This window comes from Pseudomonas alcaligenes (assembly GCF_014490745.1).
GTDB lineage: Bacteria > Pseudomonadota > Gammaproteobacteria > Pseudomonadales > Pseudomonadaceae > Aquipseudomonas > Aquipseudomonas alcaligenes_C.
Genome location: NZ_LZEU01000001.1, coordinates 3,230,091 through 3,245,630, shown reverse-complemented (window position 1 = coordinate 3,245,630; position 15,540 = coordinate 3,230,091). Strand labels below are relative to the sequence as shown.

The following is a 15,540-nucleotide window of genomic DNA, read 5'->3' as shown; positions in this document are numbered from 1 at the left end:
TCGGCAACTATATAGGCGCGGCGGTTTTTTTTCATCCGTGGCGGGGCGGATGGCGCGGCTCCGGCGGCTCGCGGCGCTGGTAAACGGCAACAGCCGCCCAACGGCCCATGCTCCTACGGTAAGATGCCCGCCTGTTTTGCTCAGCCTTTCGGAGTTGCCCCATGAGCGCCGTTACCCGCCAAGCGGTCGAAGCGACCCTGCGCCAGTTCACCGACCCCCACCTCAACCAAGACCCGGTCAGCGCCGGCTGCCTGCGCGAAGTCGATATCCAGGGCGGCAAGGTGCAGGTGCGCCTGGAGCTGGGCTACGCCGCCGGGCTGTTCAAGAGCGGCTGGGCGCAGATGCTGCAGATGGCCCTGGAGAACCTCGACGGTGTCGACAGCGCCCGCGTGCAGGTGGATATCGCCATCGAACCGCACAAGGCCCAGGCCCAGGTGCCGGCGCTGCACAACGTGAAGAACATCATCGCCGTGGCCTCCGGCAAGGGCGGGGTGGGCAAGTCGACCACCGCGGCCAACCTGGCCCTGGCCCTGGCCCGCGAAGGTGCGCGGGTCGGCATCCTGGATGCGGACATCTACGGCCCGAGCCAGGGCATCATGTTCGGCATCGCCGAAGGCACCCGGCCGAAGGTGCGCGACGAGAAGTTCTTCGTGCCGCTGGAGGCCCATGGCGTGCAGGTCATGTCGATGGCCTTCCTCACCGACGACAGCACCCCGGTGGTATGGCGCGGGCCGATGGTCTCCGGCGCGCTGCTGCAGCTGATCACCCAGACCGCCTGGGACAACCTCGACTACCTGGTGGTGGACATGCCGCCGGGTACCGGCGACATCCAGCTGACCCTGGCGCAGAAGGTGCCGGTGGCTGGCGCGGTGATCGTCACCACCCCGCAGGATCTGGCCCTGCTCGATGCACGCAAGGGCGTGGAGATGTTCCGCAAGGTCAACATCCCGGTGCTGGGCGTGGTGGAGAACATGGCCGTGCACATCTGCTCCAACTGCGGCCATGCCGAGCACCTGTTCGGCGAAGGCGGCGGCGAGAAGCTGGCCGGCCAGTACGGCGTCGATCTGCTGGCCTCGCTGCCGCTGTCGATGGCCATCCGCCTGCAGTCGGACGGCGGCAAGCCGACCACCGTGGCCGACCCGGAAAGCCAGATCGCCATGATCTACCAGGCCATGGCCCGTAGCGTTGGCGCGCGCATCGCCCAGAGCGGGTTGGGTGCCGGGGCCATGCCGAATATCGAGATCAGCGACGACTGAGCCTGTTTTGTTGTAGGAGCGAGCCCTGCTCGCGAAGCTTTTGCGTAACCAGTATTCGCGAGCAGAGCTCGCTCCTACAGGGCTTCCGACGGAGGCCTTTGAAGCGCGCCCTGCCTCCCGGTAAGATGCGCGCTCAATTTTTCACCAGACCTTGATCAGGACGCCCGCCATGAGCATCAAATCGGACAAGTGGATTCGCCGCATGGCCCAGGAACACGGGATGATCGAGCCCTTCGTCGAGCGTCAGGTGCGCACCGAAGGCGCCGACCGCCTGATTTCCTACGGGGTTTCCAGCTACGGCTACGACGTGCGCTGCGCCGACGAATTCAAGGTGTTCACCAACATCCACTCGGCCACCGTCGATCCCAAGCACTTCGACGAGAAGAGCTTTGTCGATGTCAAAGGCCCGGTGTGCATCATTCCGCCGAACTCCTTCGCCCTGGCCCGTACCGTCGAGTACTTCCGCATCCCGCGCGACGTGCTGACCATCTGCCTGGGCAAGAGCACCTATGCGCGTTGCGGCATCATCGTCAACGTCACCCCGCTGGAACCTGAGTGGGAAGGCCACGTAACCCTGGAATTCTCCAACACCACCACCCTGCCGGCGAAGATCTACGCCAACGAGGGCGTGGCGCAGATGCTGTTCCTGCAGTCCGACGAGGCCTGCGAAGTGTCCTACGCCGACCGCGGCGGCAAGTACCAGGGCCAGACCGGCGTGACCCTGCCGCGTACCTGATTGCGCTGGGGGTCATAAAAAAGCCGGGCATTGCCCGGCTTTTTTGCATCTGCAGCCTCTACTCGCCAGGGCTGGCCGGCTCTGTGTGCTGGGTCGGCTGGTCGACCCATTGCCAGAACAGCTTGTAGCCCACCGCCAGCACCACTGGGCCGATGAACAGGCCGATGATGCCACCGACCACCATGCCGCCCAGGGCACCGATCAGCACCACGGGCATCGGCACGTCCACGCCGCGGCCCAGTAACAGTGGTTTGAGCACGTTGTCTGCCAGGCCGGCGACGAAGGTGTAGATAGCGAAGATGATCGCGGCCAGGCTGGCGCCCTCTGCGAAGAAGACGTAGGCGATTGCCGGCAGCGTGATCAGGGTGGCTGGTAACTGCATGATGCCGATGATCAACACACCCAGCGCCAGCAGGCCGGCGCCAGGCACTCCCTTGACGATGAAACCGGCGCCGATCAACAGCATCTGGATGAAGGCAATGCCGATTACGCCCTGGGCGACCGCGCGGATGGTGGCAGTGCACAGGGCGGTCATGTTCTGGCCGTGGCCCTCGGCGACCACTCGATTGGCGATACGCAATGCGCTGGCCTGGCCGGTCTTGCCGTAAGCCATGATGACACCGGCGATGATCAGCGCGCCGATGAACACCAGCAGGCCAACGCCGGCCCCGGCCAGTTTGCTGAGCAGCCCCAGCACCACTCCCTTCAGGTGGGGGGCGGCGTGTTGCAGTGTGCTGCTGAGGTCGGCGACGGTCTGTGCCCAGAAGGTATACAGAGGCTTGCCGATCAGCGGCCAGTCGGCGATGGCAGTAGGTGGGCTGGGAATATGCACGCCTTCTTCCTTGACCACGGCGATGACGCTCTGCACTGACTCTGTCAGCGAGGCGCCGAGTAGATAGGCGGGTACCAGCAGGATGGCAACGGCGACTATTACCAGCAGGGTGGCTGCGCGTCCCTCGCCACCACCAATGCGGGCCTTGAGCATGCCGTGCGCCGGGTAAAGGGTGACGGCGAGGATCGTTGCCCAGGCCATCAGGCTGAGAAACGGGTGAAAAATCTCGTAGCAGGCCACCACCAGGGTTGCGATGAGGCCGGCACGGATCAGGGTGTCGAGCAACGTACGAGGAATGCGTGGGTCGATCGGCGGAAGGTCGGACATGAGGGGCTTTCCTAAGTCTGGTTTTCTCGCGTCAGCCCAATTTATTGCGCTGGCTGCGCGTGTCAGCCTAGTTTGCCCAGCCCAACTTTGCTCTGAGGCATCTGGAGCGCCTGCTCTCCTGGGCGCAATTCAGCGCCGCCAGGCGCGCCGGTCATTCCCGACCAGCCGCCCGATTCGATCACGTAGAGTCGGTATTGACGCGAGGTCAGGGTACCAGCGGCAGCTCGCGCTTGTGCCGGGTGTTGTCGTAGGTGCGCACGATGATGGCGTAGGCCTCGTTGCTCACCGGCAGGCCGTGCAGGAAGGCGTCGATCTCGGCGTAGGTCACGCCGTGGGCGTCTTCGTCCGGCTTGCCCGGGCGCAGTTCTTCCAGGTCGGCGGTCGGCGTTTTCATCACCAGGTGCTGTGGGGCACCGAGGTAGCGGGCGATGGCGCGCACCTGGTTCTTCACCAGGCCGGACAGCGGGGCCAGGTCGCAGGCGCCGTCGCCGAACTTGGTGAAGAAGCCCATCACCGCCTCGGCGGCGTGGTCGGTGCCGATCACCAGGCCGTTGTTGGCGTTGGCGATGGCGAACTGGGCGACCATGCGGATGCGTGCCTTGATGTTGCCGTTGACGAAGTCGCGGCGGGCATCGCTGAGCTTCTGCAGGTGGCTGACCTGCTCGCCGAGGCCGCTGACGCTGGCGGCGATGTTGACGGTGTCTTCCTCGTCGGCGCGGATGAATTTCAGCGAATCCTGGGCGTCGTGCTCGTCGTGCTGGGTGTTGTGCGGCAGGCGCACGGCGATGAAGCGGTAGCCGGCGTCGCCGGTTTCGCTGCGCAGTTCCTCGACCGAGAGCTGGGCCAGGCGGCCAGCGGTCAGCGAGTCGACACCGCCGCTGATGCCCAGCACCAGCACCTTGAGGCCGGAGTTCTTCAAGGTGTTCTTGATGAACGCCTTGCGCTTGTCGATCTGTGCCAGCAGGGCGCTTTCGTCGGCGAAGGGCGGCACCACGTCGAGGGCGGCGGCGATTTCGGCTTGGCGGTTACTCATGGCGGATTCCTCAGTTGGCGTCGCTGACGCGAAAAACATGTTTCAGGTAGCTGACGAAGTTGTCGTCGCGGCACTGGGTCTTGCCCGGTGTGTCGGAAATCTTGGCGACCGGCTGACCGTTGCAGGCGGTCATCTTGATCACGATGTTCATCGGCTCGACGCCGGGAATGTCGCAGGTCAGCCGGGTGCCGATGCCGAAGCTTACGTTGATCCGCCCGCAAAGTGCACGGTAGAGCTGCAGCGACTTCTCCAGGTCGAGCCCGTCGGAGAACACCAGGGTCTTGCTCATGGGGTCGATGCCGAGCTTTTCGTAATGGGCGATGGCCTTCTCCGCCCACTGCAGCGGGTCGCCGGAGTCGTGGCGCAGGCCGTCGAACAGCTTGGCGAAGTACAGGTCGAAGTCGGCCAGGAAGGCATCCATGGTGATGCAGTCGGTCAGGGCGATGCCGAGCAGGCCGCGGTATTCACGAACCCAGCAGTCCAGTGCGGCGCTCTGGCTGTCGATCAGCCGCGGGCCGAGCTGCTGGTGGGCCATCAGCCATTCGTGGGCCATGGTGCCGATCGGCTTGAGGTCGTACTCGCGGGCCAGGTGCACGTTGCTGGTGCCGACGAAGCGCCCGGGGAAGTCGCGCTTGAGGATGTGCACCATCTGCTCCTGCACTCGGTAGGAGAAGCGCCGGCGGGTGCCGAAGTCGGCGATCTGGAAGCCGGCCAGTTCGCTGGCCGAGGCCTCGCCCTTGAGCCAGTCGAGCTTCTGGTACAGGCGCTCGCCGGCCTGTTCCAGCAGCACGTCGCGGTAGCGATAGCGGTTGCGCACCTCGCTGACGATGGCCAGCAGCGGGATCTCGTAGAGAATCACGTGCAGCCAGGGGCCGCGCAGGCGGATAGACAGCTGGCCGTCCTCGATGCTGGTGTGCACGTAGCGCAGGTTGAAGCGGAACAGGCTGAGGAAGCGGGTGAAGTCCGGCTTGATGAACGGGATGCGCTCGAGGAAGGCCAACTGATCGGCGCTCATGCTCAGCTCGGTCAGGCGCTCGATCTGGTAGCGGATCTCTGCCAGGTAGGGCGTCAGATCCTCGGCGTTGCGGCAGCGGAACTCCCACTCCACCTCGGCGTTGGGGTAGTTGTGCAGCACCGCCTGCATCATGGTCAGCTTGTAGAAGTCGGTGTCGAGCAGGTTCTGCACGATGCGCTCGGCAAATACGCTTTCGCCCACGATCAAATCTCCTTGGCGCTGTTCAGGGCCTCATCCAGCTCGTCCAGGCTGGCATGCAGGGCGATGCCGGCTGCACGCATCGCGGTGCAGGCGGCTTGTGCGGTGTCTTCAGCGATGGCGCGGCAGGCCGGCAGGTACAGGTCGACGGCGAAGCCAGCGCGGCGCAGTTGCAGGGCGGTGGTCTTCACGCAGTAATCCAGGGCCAGGCCGCCGACCAGTACACGCTCTACACCATTGTGCCGGAGAAACTCGATGACGCCCGTGCTGCGCTTCTCGGCCAGGTCGTGGTAGCAGGCGCCGTAGGGATGCAGATCCGGTTCCACGCCTTTCCACACGAAGTAGTCGTAGTCCAGCGGTGCCGGCAGCTCGTCGAGCAGCTCGAAGCCCGGGGTGCCGGGCACGCAGTGGCTGACCCAGGACAGGTCGGCATTGGCCAGCGCCAGCGGCTTGAGCATCTCCGCGTGGCTGGGCGCCACCCAGGCGGCTTGCGGGCTGTGCGCATCCTTGCTGCCCAGGCGCAGGCTGGCGCGCTCGGCCAGCTGGTTGAGGGCCGGGGCGATGGCATCGCCGCCGGGAACCGGCAGCTCGTCCGGGCACAGGGGAGTGAAACCCTTTTGCGCGTCGATGTCGAAACTGGCGATTTTCATGGGGTGCGCTCCTTGGTTGCGCCATTGCATGGCTACATATTTCATCTGATGTAATATGTAGTCAAGCGATTTTCCATGAATGGCGTGAAATCATGGGGCTTATTGGTCAAGATGAAATAAGTCGACAAGGCAACGGAGGAAGCATGGCAACGGCGGAAGTATTGGCCAGCGTGGATATAGTCGCGCTGCGCCTGAGCGAGGCGGGCAGGTTGGAGCTGCTGCTGATCCGCCGCGCCCAGGCGCCGTTCGAAGGGCAATGGGCCTTGCCCGGGGTGCTGGTCAATGGCCGTTGCGCCGATCCCAGCCTGGATTCTGCGGCGCAGCGCGCCCTGGACGAGAAGGCGCGGGTCTGCCCGCAGCACCTGGAACAGGTGGCGACGGTGGGCAATGCCGCCCGCGACCCGCGCGGCTGGTCGCTGAGCGCGTTCTACCTGGCCCTGCTGCCGCCGCAGGTGCCACTGGAGGGGGATGATCTGCGCTTCGTCGACCTCGACGAGGTGCTCGGCGAGCGCTTCCCGCTACCGTTCGACCATGTCCAGCTGGTGGCTCAGGCGCGCGAGCGCCTGGCCGGCAAGTCGGTGTACACCTCGCTGCCGCTGGCGTTGCTGGCGCCGCGCTTCACCGTCACCGAGGCGCTTGCCGCGTTCCAGGCCTGCCTGGGGCAGGCAGTGCAGCACACCACCTTGCGCGGGCGCCTGGAGAAAATGAAGCAGCAGGCCTGGATCGTCGAGACCGGGGAACGCAACTACCCGAAGATGGGCCGCCCGCAGAATCTGCTGGAACGGCGCAAGAGCGGCGATACCTACGTCTTCGACCGCAGCGTGCTTTCCTGAGCGCGCTGGCGTGCCCTTGGCGATCTCCTCGACTACGCTGCTGGAAACGCTAAGAAGGGTTGTCGGGACGGCAGGTTCATCCTGCCGGGCCTGGGTCGGAGTGCGGAATCCAGCATGTTCAAGTCCTTCGTTGTCCTTGTCCTGGTGCTTTGCGGCGGCCTCGCGCCGTATGCGGGGGCCGCCGGCCTGACGGCCGACCTGCTCGACGACAGCGGGCGTCCGCTGGGCAATGCCGTGCTGACGCTGGCGGGAGACGGCGGTAATGCGCCGCTTGCCGACGGCATCATGGATCAGCGCAGCAAGCAGTTCGTGCCGACCGTGCTGGTCGTGCGTACCGGCACTGCGGTGCGCTTTCCCAACAGCGACAACATCCGCCACCACGTCTATTCCTTCTCGCCGGCCAAGCGTTTCGAGCTGCGCCTGTACCAGGGCACGCCGAGCGAGCCGGTGCTGTTCGACAAGCCCGGGGTGGTGGTGCTCGGCTGCAATATCCATGACTGGATGCTCGGTTATGTGTATGTCACCGACGATCCCTGGTTCGCCGTCAGCGACGCCAGCGGTCACCTGCGCCTCGAGGGGCTGCCGGCCGGGCGCTATCGGGTGACCCTGTGGCACCCCCAGGTGCGCGACATGCTGCCGGTGGCGGCGGGTGAGCTGCAGCTGGGCGCGGGCGACACCCAGCAGCGCTTCAGCCTGCCCCTGGTCGGTGGTGCCGCGGCCATCCCCCAGGCCCCCAAAACCGGTGCCTTTGGCGAGGCATTCAAGAAGGCCACCCGTGAAGTTCAGCAGTAGCTTCCAGGCACGCATCGCCAGTGTGCTGATCCTGCTCCTGCTGGTGGTGGTCGGTGCCCTGTATTTCGCGGTCAAAATGGCCACCGGCGTGGCGGTGCAGGGGCAGTTGCGTGAGGAACTGGGGGTCGGCGGCCGGGTCTTCGAGCAGCTGCTCAACCTGCGTGGCCGCCAGCTGCATGACGCGGTGCAGGTGCTGGCTGCCGATTTCGGCTTCAAGGATGCAGTGGCCAGCGGTGATCGCGACACCATCCGTTCGGCGCTGGCCAACCATGGCGCGCGGATCAATGCCGGCACGGTGATGCTGCTCGGTCTGGACGGCAGCCTGCTGGCCAGTACCGACGAGCGTATCGGTGCTGCTTCGGTCGGGCGCCTGGCCCTGCAGATGCGCGAGCGGCAGGGCGACCAGGCCGTGCTGCTGCCGATCGACGGCAAGCTCTTTCTGCTGGTGGAGGCCACGGTCAATGCCCCGTTGCCCATCGCCCGGGTGGTCATGGGCTTTCACCTCGACTCGGCGCTGGCCGAGGAGCTGCGCGAGCTGACGCACCTGGAGCTGACCCTGGTTTCGCTCGAGCAGGGCAAGCCGGCGGGCTGGGTCAGTACCTTGCCGGCGGAGCTGCATGCCCAGCTGCGCGAGGAGATCAAGCAGTTGCACCTGGACAGCGGCAACAGCGGCAACCGCCTGCTGGAAGCGGACGGTCAGCGTTACCTGGGCGAGTGGCGATTGCTGGCCAGTGGCACGGATTTTCAGGTGCTGGCCCTGTTGCACAAGTCGGTGGCGCAGGCCGAGGCGGCGTTTGCCCCGCTGGATCACGACATCCTGCTGATCGCCCTGGCCGCCTTCTTCGCCTCGTTGCTCGGTGCCCTGTTGCTGGCACGCAGCCTGTCGCAGCCGGTGCGGCAGCTGGCGCTGGTGGCCGAGCGGGTGGGCCAGGGCGACTACCAGACCGCCATCGAGGTGCGCCGCCGCGATGAGCTGGGCAGTCTGGCCCAGGCGCTGCGACATATGCAGGAGGATATCGCCGAGCGCGAGCGGCAGCTGGCGTACAATGCCCTGCACGATGCGCTGACCGGTTTGCCCAACCGCACCCTGGCGCTGGAACGCCTGGGCAGCGCGATCACTGCGGCGCGGCCGACTGCGCTGCTGCAGCTGGGCATCGCCAATTACCGCACCATTCTCGAGAGCGCTGGAGTCGAGGGCACCGACCTGTGCCTGCAGCAGCTCAGCCGGCGCCTGCAGGCGACCCTGCGCCCCGGTGACAGCATGGCGCGCCTGGTGGCAGACGAGATGCTCCTGCTGCTGGAAAACAGCGACAGCGACAGCGCGGTGGCGCTGGCCGACAAACTGCAGCAGATGCTGCTGGCGCCGATCCAGATCGGCAACCTCAGCCTGGTGCTCGACTGCCACATCGGCATCGCTGCCTTCCCGGCCCATGCCGATACCCCGGACGACCTGCTGCGCCGCGCAGCGATCGCCATGCAGGATGCCGCCCACTTGCCTGGGCACCTGCAGGTCTATCAGCAGGGCCGCGACGACGACCACCAGCGCCAGGTCAATCTGGTGCGCGACCTGCGCCACGCTGCGGGCAATGGCGAACTGCTGCTCTATTACCAGCCCAAGCTGGATATCCGCGCCGGCCGGGTGCTGGGTGCGGAGGCCTTGCTGCGCTGGAACCACCCGCAGTACGGCATGGTCTCGCCCGGCGAATTCATCCCCCTGGCCGAGCGCACCGGCAGCATTCAGATCCTTACCACCTGGGTGATCGAGGAAACCGTGCGGCAGCTGGAGGAGTGGAACCAGCGCGGCCTGCACCTGCAGATCTCGCTGAACATCTCGGCCGAAGACCTGGTCAGCCTGGATCTGGCCGAACGGGTGCACAAGCTGCTGGATTACCACTCGGTAGCCGCCGAGCAACTGGTGTTCGAGATCACCGAGAGCGCCATGATGGAAGACCCCCAGCTGGCCCTGAAGGTGCTGCACCGCCTGCGCGAGTGCGGCATCCACCTGTCGGTGGACGATTTCGGCACCGGCTACTCGTCCCTGGCCCAGCTCAAGCGCATGCCGGTGCAGGAGCTGAAGATCGACCAGTCGTTCATCCGCGACCTCGACGAGCGCAGCGAGGATGCGGTGATCGTCCGCTCGACCATCGAGATGAGCCACAGCCTGGGGCTCAAGGTGGTGGCGGAAGGCGTCGAGTTCCTCCACAACCTGGAGCTGCTGCGGCGCTGGAACTGCGACACCGCGCAGGGCTACTTCATCAACAAACCGCTGCCGGCTCAGCTGTTCGAGAGTTGGGTTCGGCAGCCGCTACACGCCTCGCTGGCGATGGTGCCTTGAGCATGACGAAGAAACTCGTATTTGGCCTGCTCGTGCTGTGCCTGCCGGCCCTGGGCCTGGCGGAAGAGAAGGGGCGCCTGCTGGCCACCGGTGGCGCCACCAGCATCGATGGTGCGGCCGGTGGCGGCATCGTGCCCTGGGCGGTGCTGTCCGGCTACGGCGAGGAGGGCGAGTGGGGCGCCACGGCCTTTGCCACCCGCGTGGAAACCGGCGATTACCGGCTGGATGTCGGCGGTGCGGCCTTTTCCTACGGTAACCGGGTGGAGCTGTCCTATGCGCGCCAGCGTTTCGACCTGGGCACCCTGGCGCGCAATCTCAACCTGCCGGACAACAGCCTCAGCCAGGACATCTTTGGCCTCAAGGTGCGCTTGTTCGGCGACCTGATCTACGACCGCCTGCCGCAGGTGTCGCTGGGCATCGAGCACAAGCGGCAGAAGGATTTCCTGGTGCCGAGCCTGGTCGGCGCCCAGCGTGACGAAGACACCGAGGGCTATCTGGCCGCCAGCCGCCTGTTCCTAGGTGCGGCCTTTGGCTACAACCTGCTGCTCAACGGCAACCTGCGTTACAGCCGGGCCAACGAGCAGGGCCTGCTGGGCTTCGGTGGCGACCGCCGCGACAAGCACTCGGTATTGAAGGAAGGCAGTGTGGCCGTACTGTTCAATCCGCGCTGGGCACTGGGTGTGGAGTATCGCGAGAAGCCGGACAACCTCAGCTTCGCCGGCGAGAACGACTGGTTCGATGTGTTCCTCGGCTACTTCCCCAACAAGCACCTGGCCGTGGTGCTGGCCTATGCACGCCTGGGCGAGATCGCCGGGCTGGACAACCAGGATGGGGCCTACCTGTCCCTGCAGGGGAGTTTCTGAGCATGCGCAACTTGCTGCTGGCCCTGGGTATCGTCTTGCTGGGCGCCTGCGCCACTCAGTCGGTCAAGGATGACAGCCTCTATCGCGGCCTCGGCGAGCAGGCCGGCATCACCCGCATCGTCGAGGGCATGTTGCTCAATGCCGCGCGCAATCCGCGGATTTCCCGGCATTTTCAGGACATCGACATCGAGCGCCTGCGCGACAAACTGGTCGAGCAGATCTGCGTCGAGGCCGGCGGGCCCTGCGAGTACACCGGCGACAGCATGGAGGAGAGCCACAAGGGGCTGAACCTTACGCGTAGCGATTTCAACGCCCTGGTCGAGGATCTGATCGACGCCATGGACGCCGAACAGGTCAGCGTGCCGCTGCAGAACCGCCTGCTGGCACGTCTGGCACCGATGCGCGGGCAGATCATCGAGCGTTAGGTCGATGTCGACGAATCTGCCGCGGTAAAGCGGCCAAGCCGGTCAAACTGAGCTATGACTGAAAGCAGGAGCAGTTATATCGCCAGGTACGCCGCGCCATTCGTCCAGGGCACGCCAGAGGGAAGGAGGAGAAATGAACATGAGGTTCTCGATTGGCGCCAAACTGTGGAGCAGCTTCTGTGCGATCTTGCTGGTCATGCTGTTCGTGGCTGGGATCTCGTACCGCAACACGCTCAACCTCCTCGAAACATCCCACTGGGTGGCCCACACCCATGAGGTCATGGCTCAGCTCAGTAGCCTGTTGTCGATCATGCAGGACGCCGAGACTGGCCAGCGCGGTTATCTGCTTACCGGGGTCGATCAGTACCTGGAGCCTTACACCGATGCCTTGCATCAGGAAAGCGAGAGCATGAACCGGTTGCGCCAGTTGACGATCGATAATCCGATCCAGCAGCGTAACCTGGAACGCCTGAGACCATTGATCGATCAGCGCCTGGAGCAGTTGAAGAGCAATATCCAGATCCGTCGCGAGCAAGGCCTGGAGGCATCCGCCCAAGTGATTTTGACTGGCAAGGGCCGCGCCACCATGTCGCAGATTCGCGATCTGATCGGCGAGATGTCCAAGGAGGAAGGGCGGCTGCAGGCCGAACGTGACGAGGCGGCTCAGGAGAGTGCGCAGAGCACCCAGCGCACCATAGTGTGGAGCCTCCTGCTGTCCATGGCCTTTGTGTTTGCGGCCGCGCTGTTCCTGACGCGGCATATCGCCCGACCGCTGCGGGAGGTCAGTACGGTGGCCGACCGCATCAGCACCGGTAACCTGAGCAGCGAGCTGACGCTGAGCACCCGCTCCGACGAGATCGGCGTGTTGCAGGCATCGATGGCGCGCATGCTGCAGTCCTTGCGTCAGACCGCCGAGTCGGCCCGACAGATCGCCGCCGGCAACCTGGCCGTCGCAGTGCAGCCGCAGTCGGCGGACGACCAGTTCGGCCAGGCTTTTGCTGCGATGACCCAGGCCCTGCGCCATGTGGCCGAGTCGGCGCGGCAGATCGCTGCCGGCAACCTGGCGGTGGAAGTGCAGCCACAGTCGGCGGACGACCAGTTCGGCCAGGCCTTTGCGCGGATGCTGCAGTCCCTGCGGCAGATGGCCGAGTCGGCGCGGCAGATCGCCGCCGGCAACCTGACCATCGAGGTGCAGCCACAGTCGCCCAGTGACCTGCTGGGCAACGCCTTTGCCCAGATGCTGGGCGACCTGCGCCAGATCAATCGCGATGTGCGCAGTGGCATCGATGTACTGACCGACTCGGCCAGCGAGATCGCCGCCGGTGCCTACCAGATTGCCAGCGGTACCAGTGAAACCTCGACGGCGATCAGCGAAACCAGCGTCACGGTGGAGGAGATCAAGCAGGCCGCGCTGATGTCCAGCCAGCGTGCCTTGAGTGTGTCGCAGACGGCGCAGCGCTCGGCGCAGGTCTCGCAGGACGGGCGCAAGGCGGTGGAGGATGTCGTCGACGGCATGCGCCGGATCCACCAGCAGATGGAGGTGGTGGGCGAGAACATTACCCACCTGGCAGAGCAGGTGCAGACCATTGGCGAGATCATTGCCACGGTCAACAGCCTGGCCGAACAGTCCAACTTGCTGGCGGTAAACGCCTCGATCGAGGCGGCCAAGGCCGGTGAGCAGGGCAAGGGTTTTGCCGTGGTAGCGCAGGAGGTGAAGAGCCTGGCCGAGCAGTCCAAGCAGGCCACCGTGCAGGTGCGCAGCATCCTCGGCGAGATCCAGCGGGCCACCAGCAGCACGGTGCAGGCGGCCGAGCAGGGTAGCCGCTCGGTGAGCGACGGGGTGCGCCAGTCGGGGCAGGCCGGTGAGGCCATCCGTCTACTGGCCGAGAACATCGACCAGGGCGCCGCGGCCGTGGTGGAAATCTCGGTGTCGGCGCAGCAGCAGCTGGCCGGCATGGATCAACTGGTGCTGGCGATGGAGAGCATCCGCGAAGCGAGCATGCAGAACATGTCCAGCGCCAAGCAGGCTGAAACGGCGGCCCAGGGCCTGCATGTACTCGGGCAGAAGATGAAGGACATGCTGATACGCTTCCAGATCTGAGCCGCCAGCGTTTCTGCAGTACCGTCAACTCTGGAGTTTTCTGCAAAAACTCCAGAGTTTTCCGCAAGAAGCTGCTGCTGCGCAGCTACTAGAGTCCCGCATCCTGCCAGGCAAGGTACCTGCAGTCAGGGCTGCGGGCGCCGGCGCTGCACGGGGCGGCACGCCGGGGTGACCCCGCCGCCGAGTAGGGCATCGAAGCGCTACTGGCCAGGTTCGCCACGCGCAAGACCCCATAGCCGTGCCACTTCGGTCGTGGCCGGCAGACCATTTCATCGCCAGGGCGATGACTGACAGGCGCCAGCCGTCGGCATCCCGCAAGGGAGCACGGCACGGCGCTCAGGCTGAATGGACGACGCCAGCTAATGAAAAAGGCCCATGCCGTCAGGCAGGGGTTGTTCGAGCGTTCGCCAAAAGCGGGCGTATTTGCCAACCGGACCGCGGTTACCGCTGCGGTGCGATAACAACAAACGAAATGGGAGTTCCCATGACCGCTAGTACCCCCATGCTGATCACCTTCGTGGTGTACATCGCCGCGATGGTGTTGATCGGCCTTTTTGCCTACCTGCGTACCAAGAACCTCTCCGACTACATCCTCGGTGGCCGTAGCCTCGGCAGCTTCGTGACCGCGCTGTCCGCTGGCGCCTCCGACATGAGCGGCTGGCTGCTGATGGGCCTGCCGGGTGCCGTCTACCTGTCCGGTCTGTCCGAGAGCTGGATCGCCATCGGCCTGATCGTCGGCGCCTACCTCAACTGGCTGTTCGTCGCCGGCCGTCTGCGCGTGCAGACCGAGCACAACGGCAACGCCCTGACCTTGCCGGACTACTTCACCAACCGTTTCGAGGACAACAGCAAGCTGCTGCGCATCTTCTCGGCCGTGGTGATCCTGGTGTTCTTCACCATCTACTGCGCCTCGGGCGTGGTGGCCGGTGCCCGCCTGTTCGAAAGCACCTTCGGCATGAGCTACGAGACCGCCCTGTGGGCCGGTGCTCTGGCGACCATCGCCTACACCTTCATCGGTGGTTTCCTGGCTGTGAGCTGGACCGACACCGTGCAGGCCAGCCTGATGATCTTCGCCCTGATCCTCGCTCCGGTGATGGTGATGGTGGCGACCGGCGGTATGGACAGCACCTTCGCGGCCATCCAGCTGGAAGACGCGACCAACTTCGACATGCTCAAGGGCGCTACCTTCGTCGGCGTGATCTCGCTGATGGCCTGGGGCCTGGGCTACTTCGGCCAGCCGCATATCCTGGCGCGCTTCATGGCTGCTGATTCGGTCAAGTCGATTCCCAACGCTCGCCGCATCTCCATGACCTGGATGATCCTGTGCCTGGGTGGCGCCGTGGCCGTGGGCTTCTTTGGCATCGCCTACTTCGCTGCTCACCCTGAGCAGGCTGGCGCCGTGACCGAGAACCCGGAACGTGTGTTCATCGAACTGGCCAAGATCCTGTTCAACCCGTGGATCGCCGGTGTACTGCTGTCGGCCATCCTGGCAGCCGTGATGTCGACCCTGAGCTGCCAGCTGCTGGTGTGCTCCAGTGCCCTGACCGAGGACTTCTACAAGGCCTTCCTGCGCAAGAACGCCAGCCAGGTCGAACTGGTCTGGGTCGGTCGTGCCATGGTGCTGCTGATCGCGGTGATTTCCATCTGGCTGGCGTCCAACCCGGAAAACCGCGTACTGGGTCTGGTGTCCTACGCCTGGGCCGGCTTCGGTGCCGCCTTCGGTCCGGTGGTGATCCTCTCCCTGCTGTGGAAAGGCATGACCCGCAACGGCGCCCTGGCCGGCATGATCGTCGGTGCCGTGACCGTGGTGGTATGGAAGAACTGGATTGGTCTGGGCCTGTACGAAATCATCCCGGGCTTCATCCTGGCCACCCTGGCCATCCTGCTGTTCAGCCGCGTCGGCAACGGCCCGTCGGCCAGCATGCTCAAGCGCTTCGACGAAGCCGAGCAGGAATACCGCGACGCTCATATCTGAGCCGAGGGGATGTCAGGCGCGGTAGGCCGGTCGTCCTCCGCACTTGACCGCTCCGGCGCCGGCCGCGCTTGCCGCGTGCCACCCGGAGCCCCACGCACGACCCGATAGTGCTTTTTTTGCCCCATGTCCGCATGGGGCTTTTTTTTGCCTGGGCCTTATGTGGTGCTTG

Annotated in this window: 13 protein-coding genes; 9 read left to right on the top strand and 4 right to left on the bottom strand. The window is 65.1% G+C overall.

The genetic code is table 11. The features are described from left to right. The first annotated feature begins 161 nt into the window (after positions 1–161). Together apbC and dcd are read left to right on the top strand one after the other, a co-directional pair. Positions 162–1,256 carry an iron-sulfur cluster carrier protein ApbC gene (gene apbC, locus A9179_RS14695; protein WP_187806961.1) on the top strand — a complete coding sequence of 365 codons (1,095 nt, stop codon included), beginning with the start codon at positions 162–164 and terminating at the stop codon, positions 1,254–1,256. A gap of 169 nt (positions 1,257–1,425) precedes the next feature. Continuing rightward, entirely contained in the window at positions 1,426–1,992 is a 567-nt protein-coding gene (gene dcd / locus A9179_RS14690) for a dCTP deaminase (protein ID WP_187806960.1), read from the top strand. A 58-nt stretch (positions 1,993–2,050) separates the two neighbouring features. Here the strand turns inward: dcd and A9179_RS14685 are convergent, their stop codons facing one another. The 4 genes from A9179_RS14685 to A9179_RS14670 all read right to left on the bottom strand — a co-directional run bounded on the left by A9179_RS14685 (position 2,051) and on the right by A9179_RS14670 (position 6,077). Beyond that, on the bottom strand, positions 2,051–3,151 hold the full coding sequence (locus A9179_RS14685; protein WP_187806959.1) for an AI-2E family transporter: 1,101 nt from the start codon (positions 3,149–3,151) through the stop codon (positions 2,051–2,053). A gap of 205 nt (positions 3,152–3,356) precedes the next feature. Further along, entirely contained in the window at positions 3,357–4,184 is an 828-nt protein-coding gene (gene nadE, locus A9179_RS14680) for an ammonia-dependent NAD(+) synthetase (RefSeq protein WP_187806958.1), read from the bottom strand. Between the two features lie 10 nt (positions 4,185–4,194). Then, positions 4,195–5,400, bottom strand: coding sequence for a nicotinate phosphoribosyltransferase (gene pncB / locus A9179_RS14675; RefSeq protein WP_187806957.1), 1,206 nt, complete (start codon positions 5,398–5,400; stop codon positions 4,195–4,197). Positions 5,401–5,402: 2 nt separating this feature from the next. Further along, positions 5,403–6,077 carry a nicotinamidase gene (locus tag A9179_RS14670; protein ID WP_394354729.1) on the bottom strand — a complete coding sequence of 225 codons (675 nt, stop codon included), beginning with the start codon at positions 6,075–6,077 and terminating at the stop codon, positions 5,403–5,405. Between the two features lie 113 nt (positions 6,078–6,190). On the opposite strand from A9179_RS14670, the gene A9179_RS14665 reads away from it, so the two are divergent. The 7 genes from A9179_RS14665 (at position 6,191) to putP (ending at position 15,371) form a co-directional block, all read left to right on the top strand. Beyond that, entirely contained in the window at positions 6,191–6,880 is a 690-nt protein-coding gene (locus A9179_RS14665; RefSeq protein ID WP_187806955.1) for an NUDIX domain-containing protein, read from the top strand. Positions 6,881–6,994: 114 nt separating this feature from the next. Beyond that, complete coding sequence (locus A9179_RS14660) at positions 6,995–7,672, top strand: methylamine utilization protein (protein ID WP_187806954.1); 678 nt, start codon at positions 6,995–6,997, stop codon at positions 7,670–7,672. Next, a complete protein-coding gene (locus A9179_RS14655; protein ID WP_187806953.1) occupies positions 7,656–10,007 on the top strand; it encodes a putative bifunctional diguanylate cyclase/phosphodiesterase in 2,352 nt (783 codons plus the stop codon). Before A9179_RS14660 ends, A9179_RS14655 begins: the two co-directional genes overlap by 17 nt. Positions 10,008–10,009: 2 nt before the next feature. Further along, complete coding sequence (locus A9179_RS14650) at positions 10,010–10,870, top strand: DUF3034 family protein (protein WP_187806952.1); 861 nt, start codon at positions 10,010–10,012, stop codon at positions 10,868–10,870. Positions 10,871–10,872: 2 nt separating this feature from the next. Next, complete coding sequence (locus A9179_RS14645; RefSeq protein ID WP_187806951.1) at positions 10,873–11,295, top strand: group I truncated hemoglobin; 423 nt, start codon at positions 10,873–10,875, stop codon at positions 11,293–11,295. Positions 11,296–11,434: 139 nt separating this feature from the next. Continuing rightward, on the top strand, positions 11,435–13,396 hold the full coding sequence (locus tag A9179_RS14640; protein ID WP_187806950.1) for a CHASE3 domain-containing protein: 1,962 nt from the start codon (positions 11,435–11,437) through the stop codon (positions 13,394–13,396). Positions 13,397–13,880: 484 nt separating this feature from the next. Then, complete coding sequence (gene putP / locus A9179_RS14635; protein ID WP_187806949.1) at positions 13,881–15,371, top strand: sodium/proline symporter PutP; 1,491 nt, start codon at positions 13,881–13,883, stop codon at positions 15,369–15,371. Positions 15,372–15,540 lie beyond the last annotated feature (169 nt).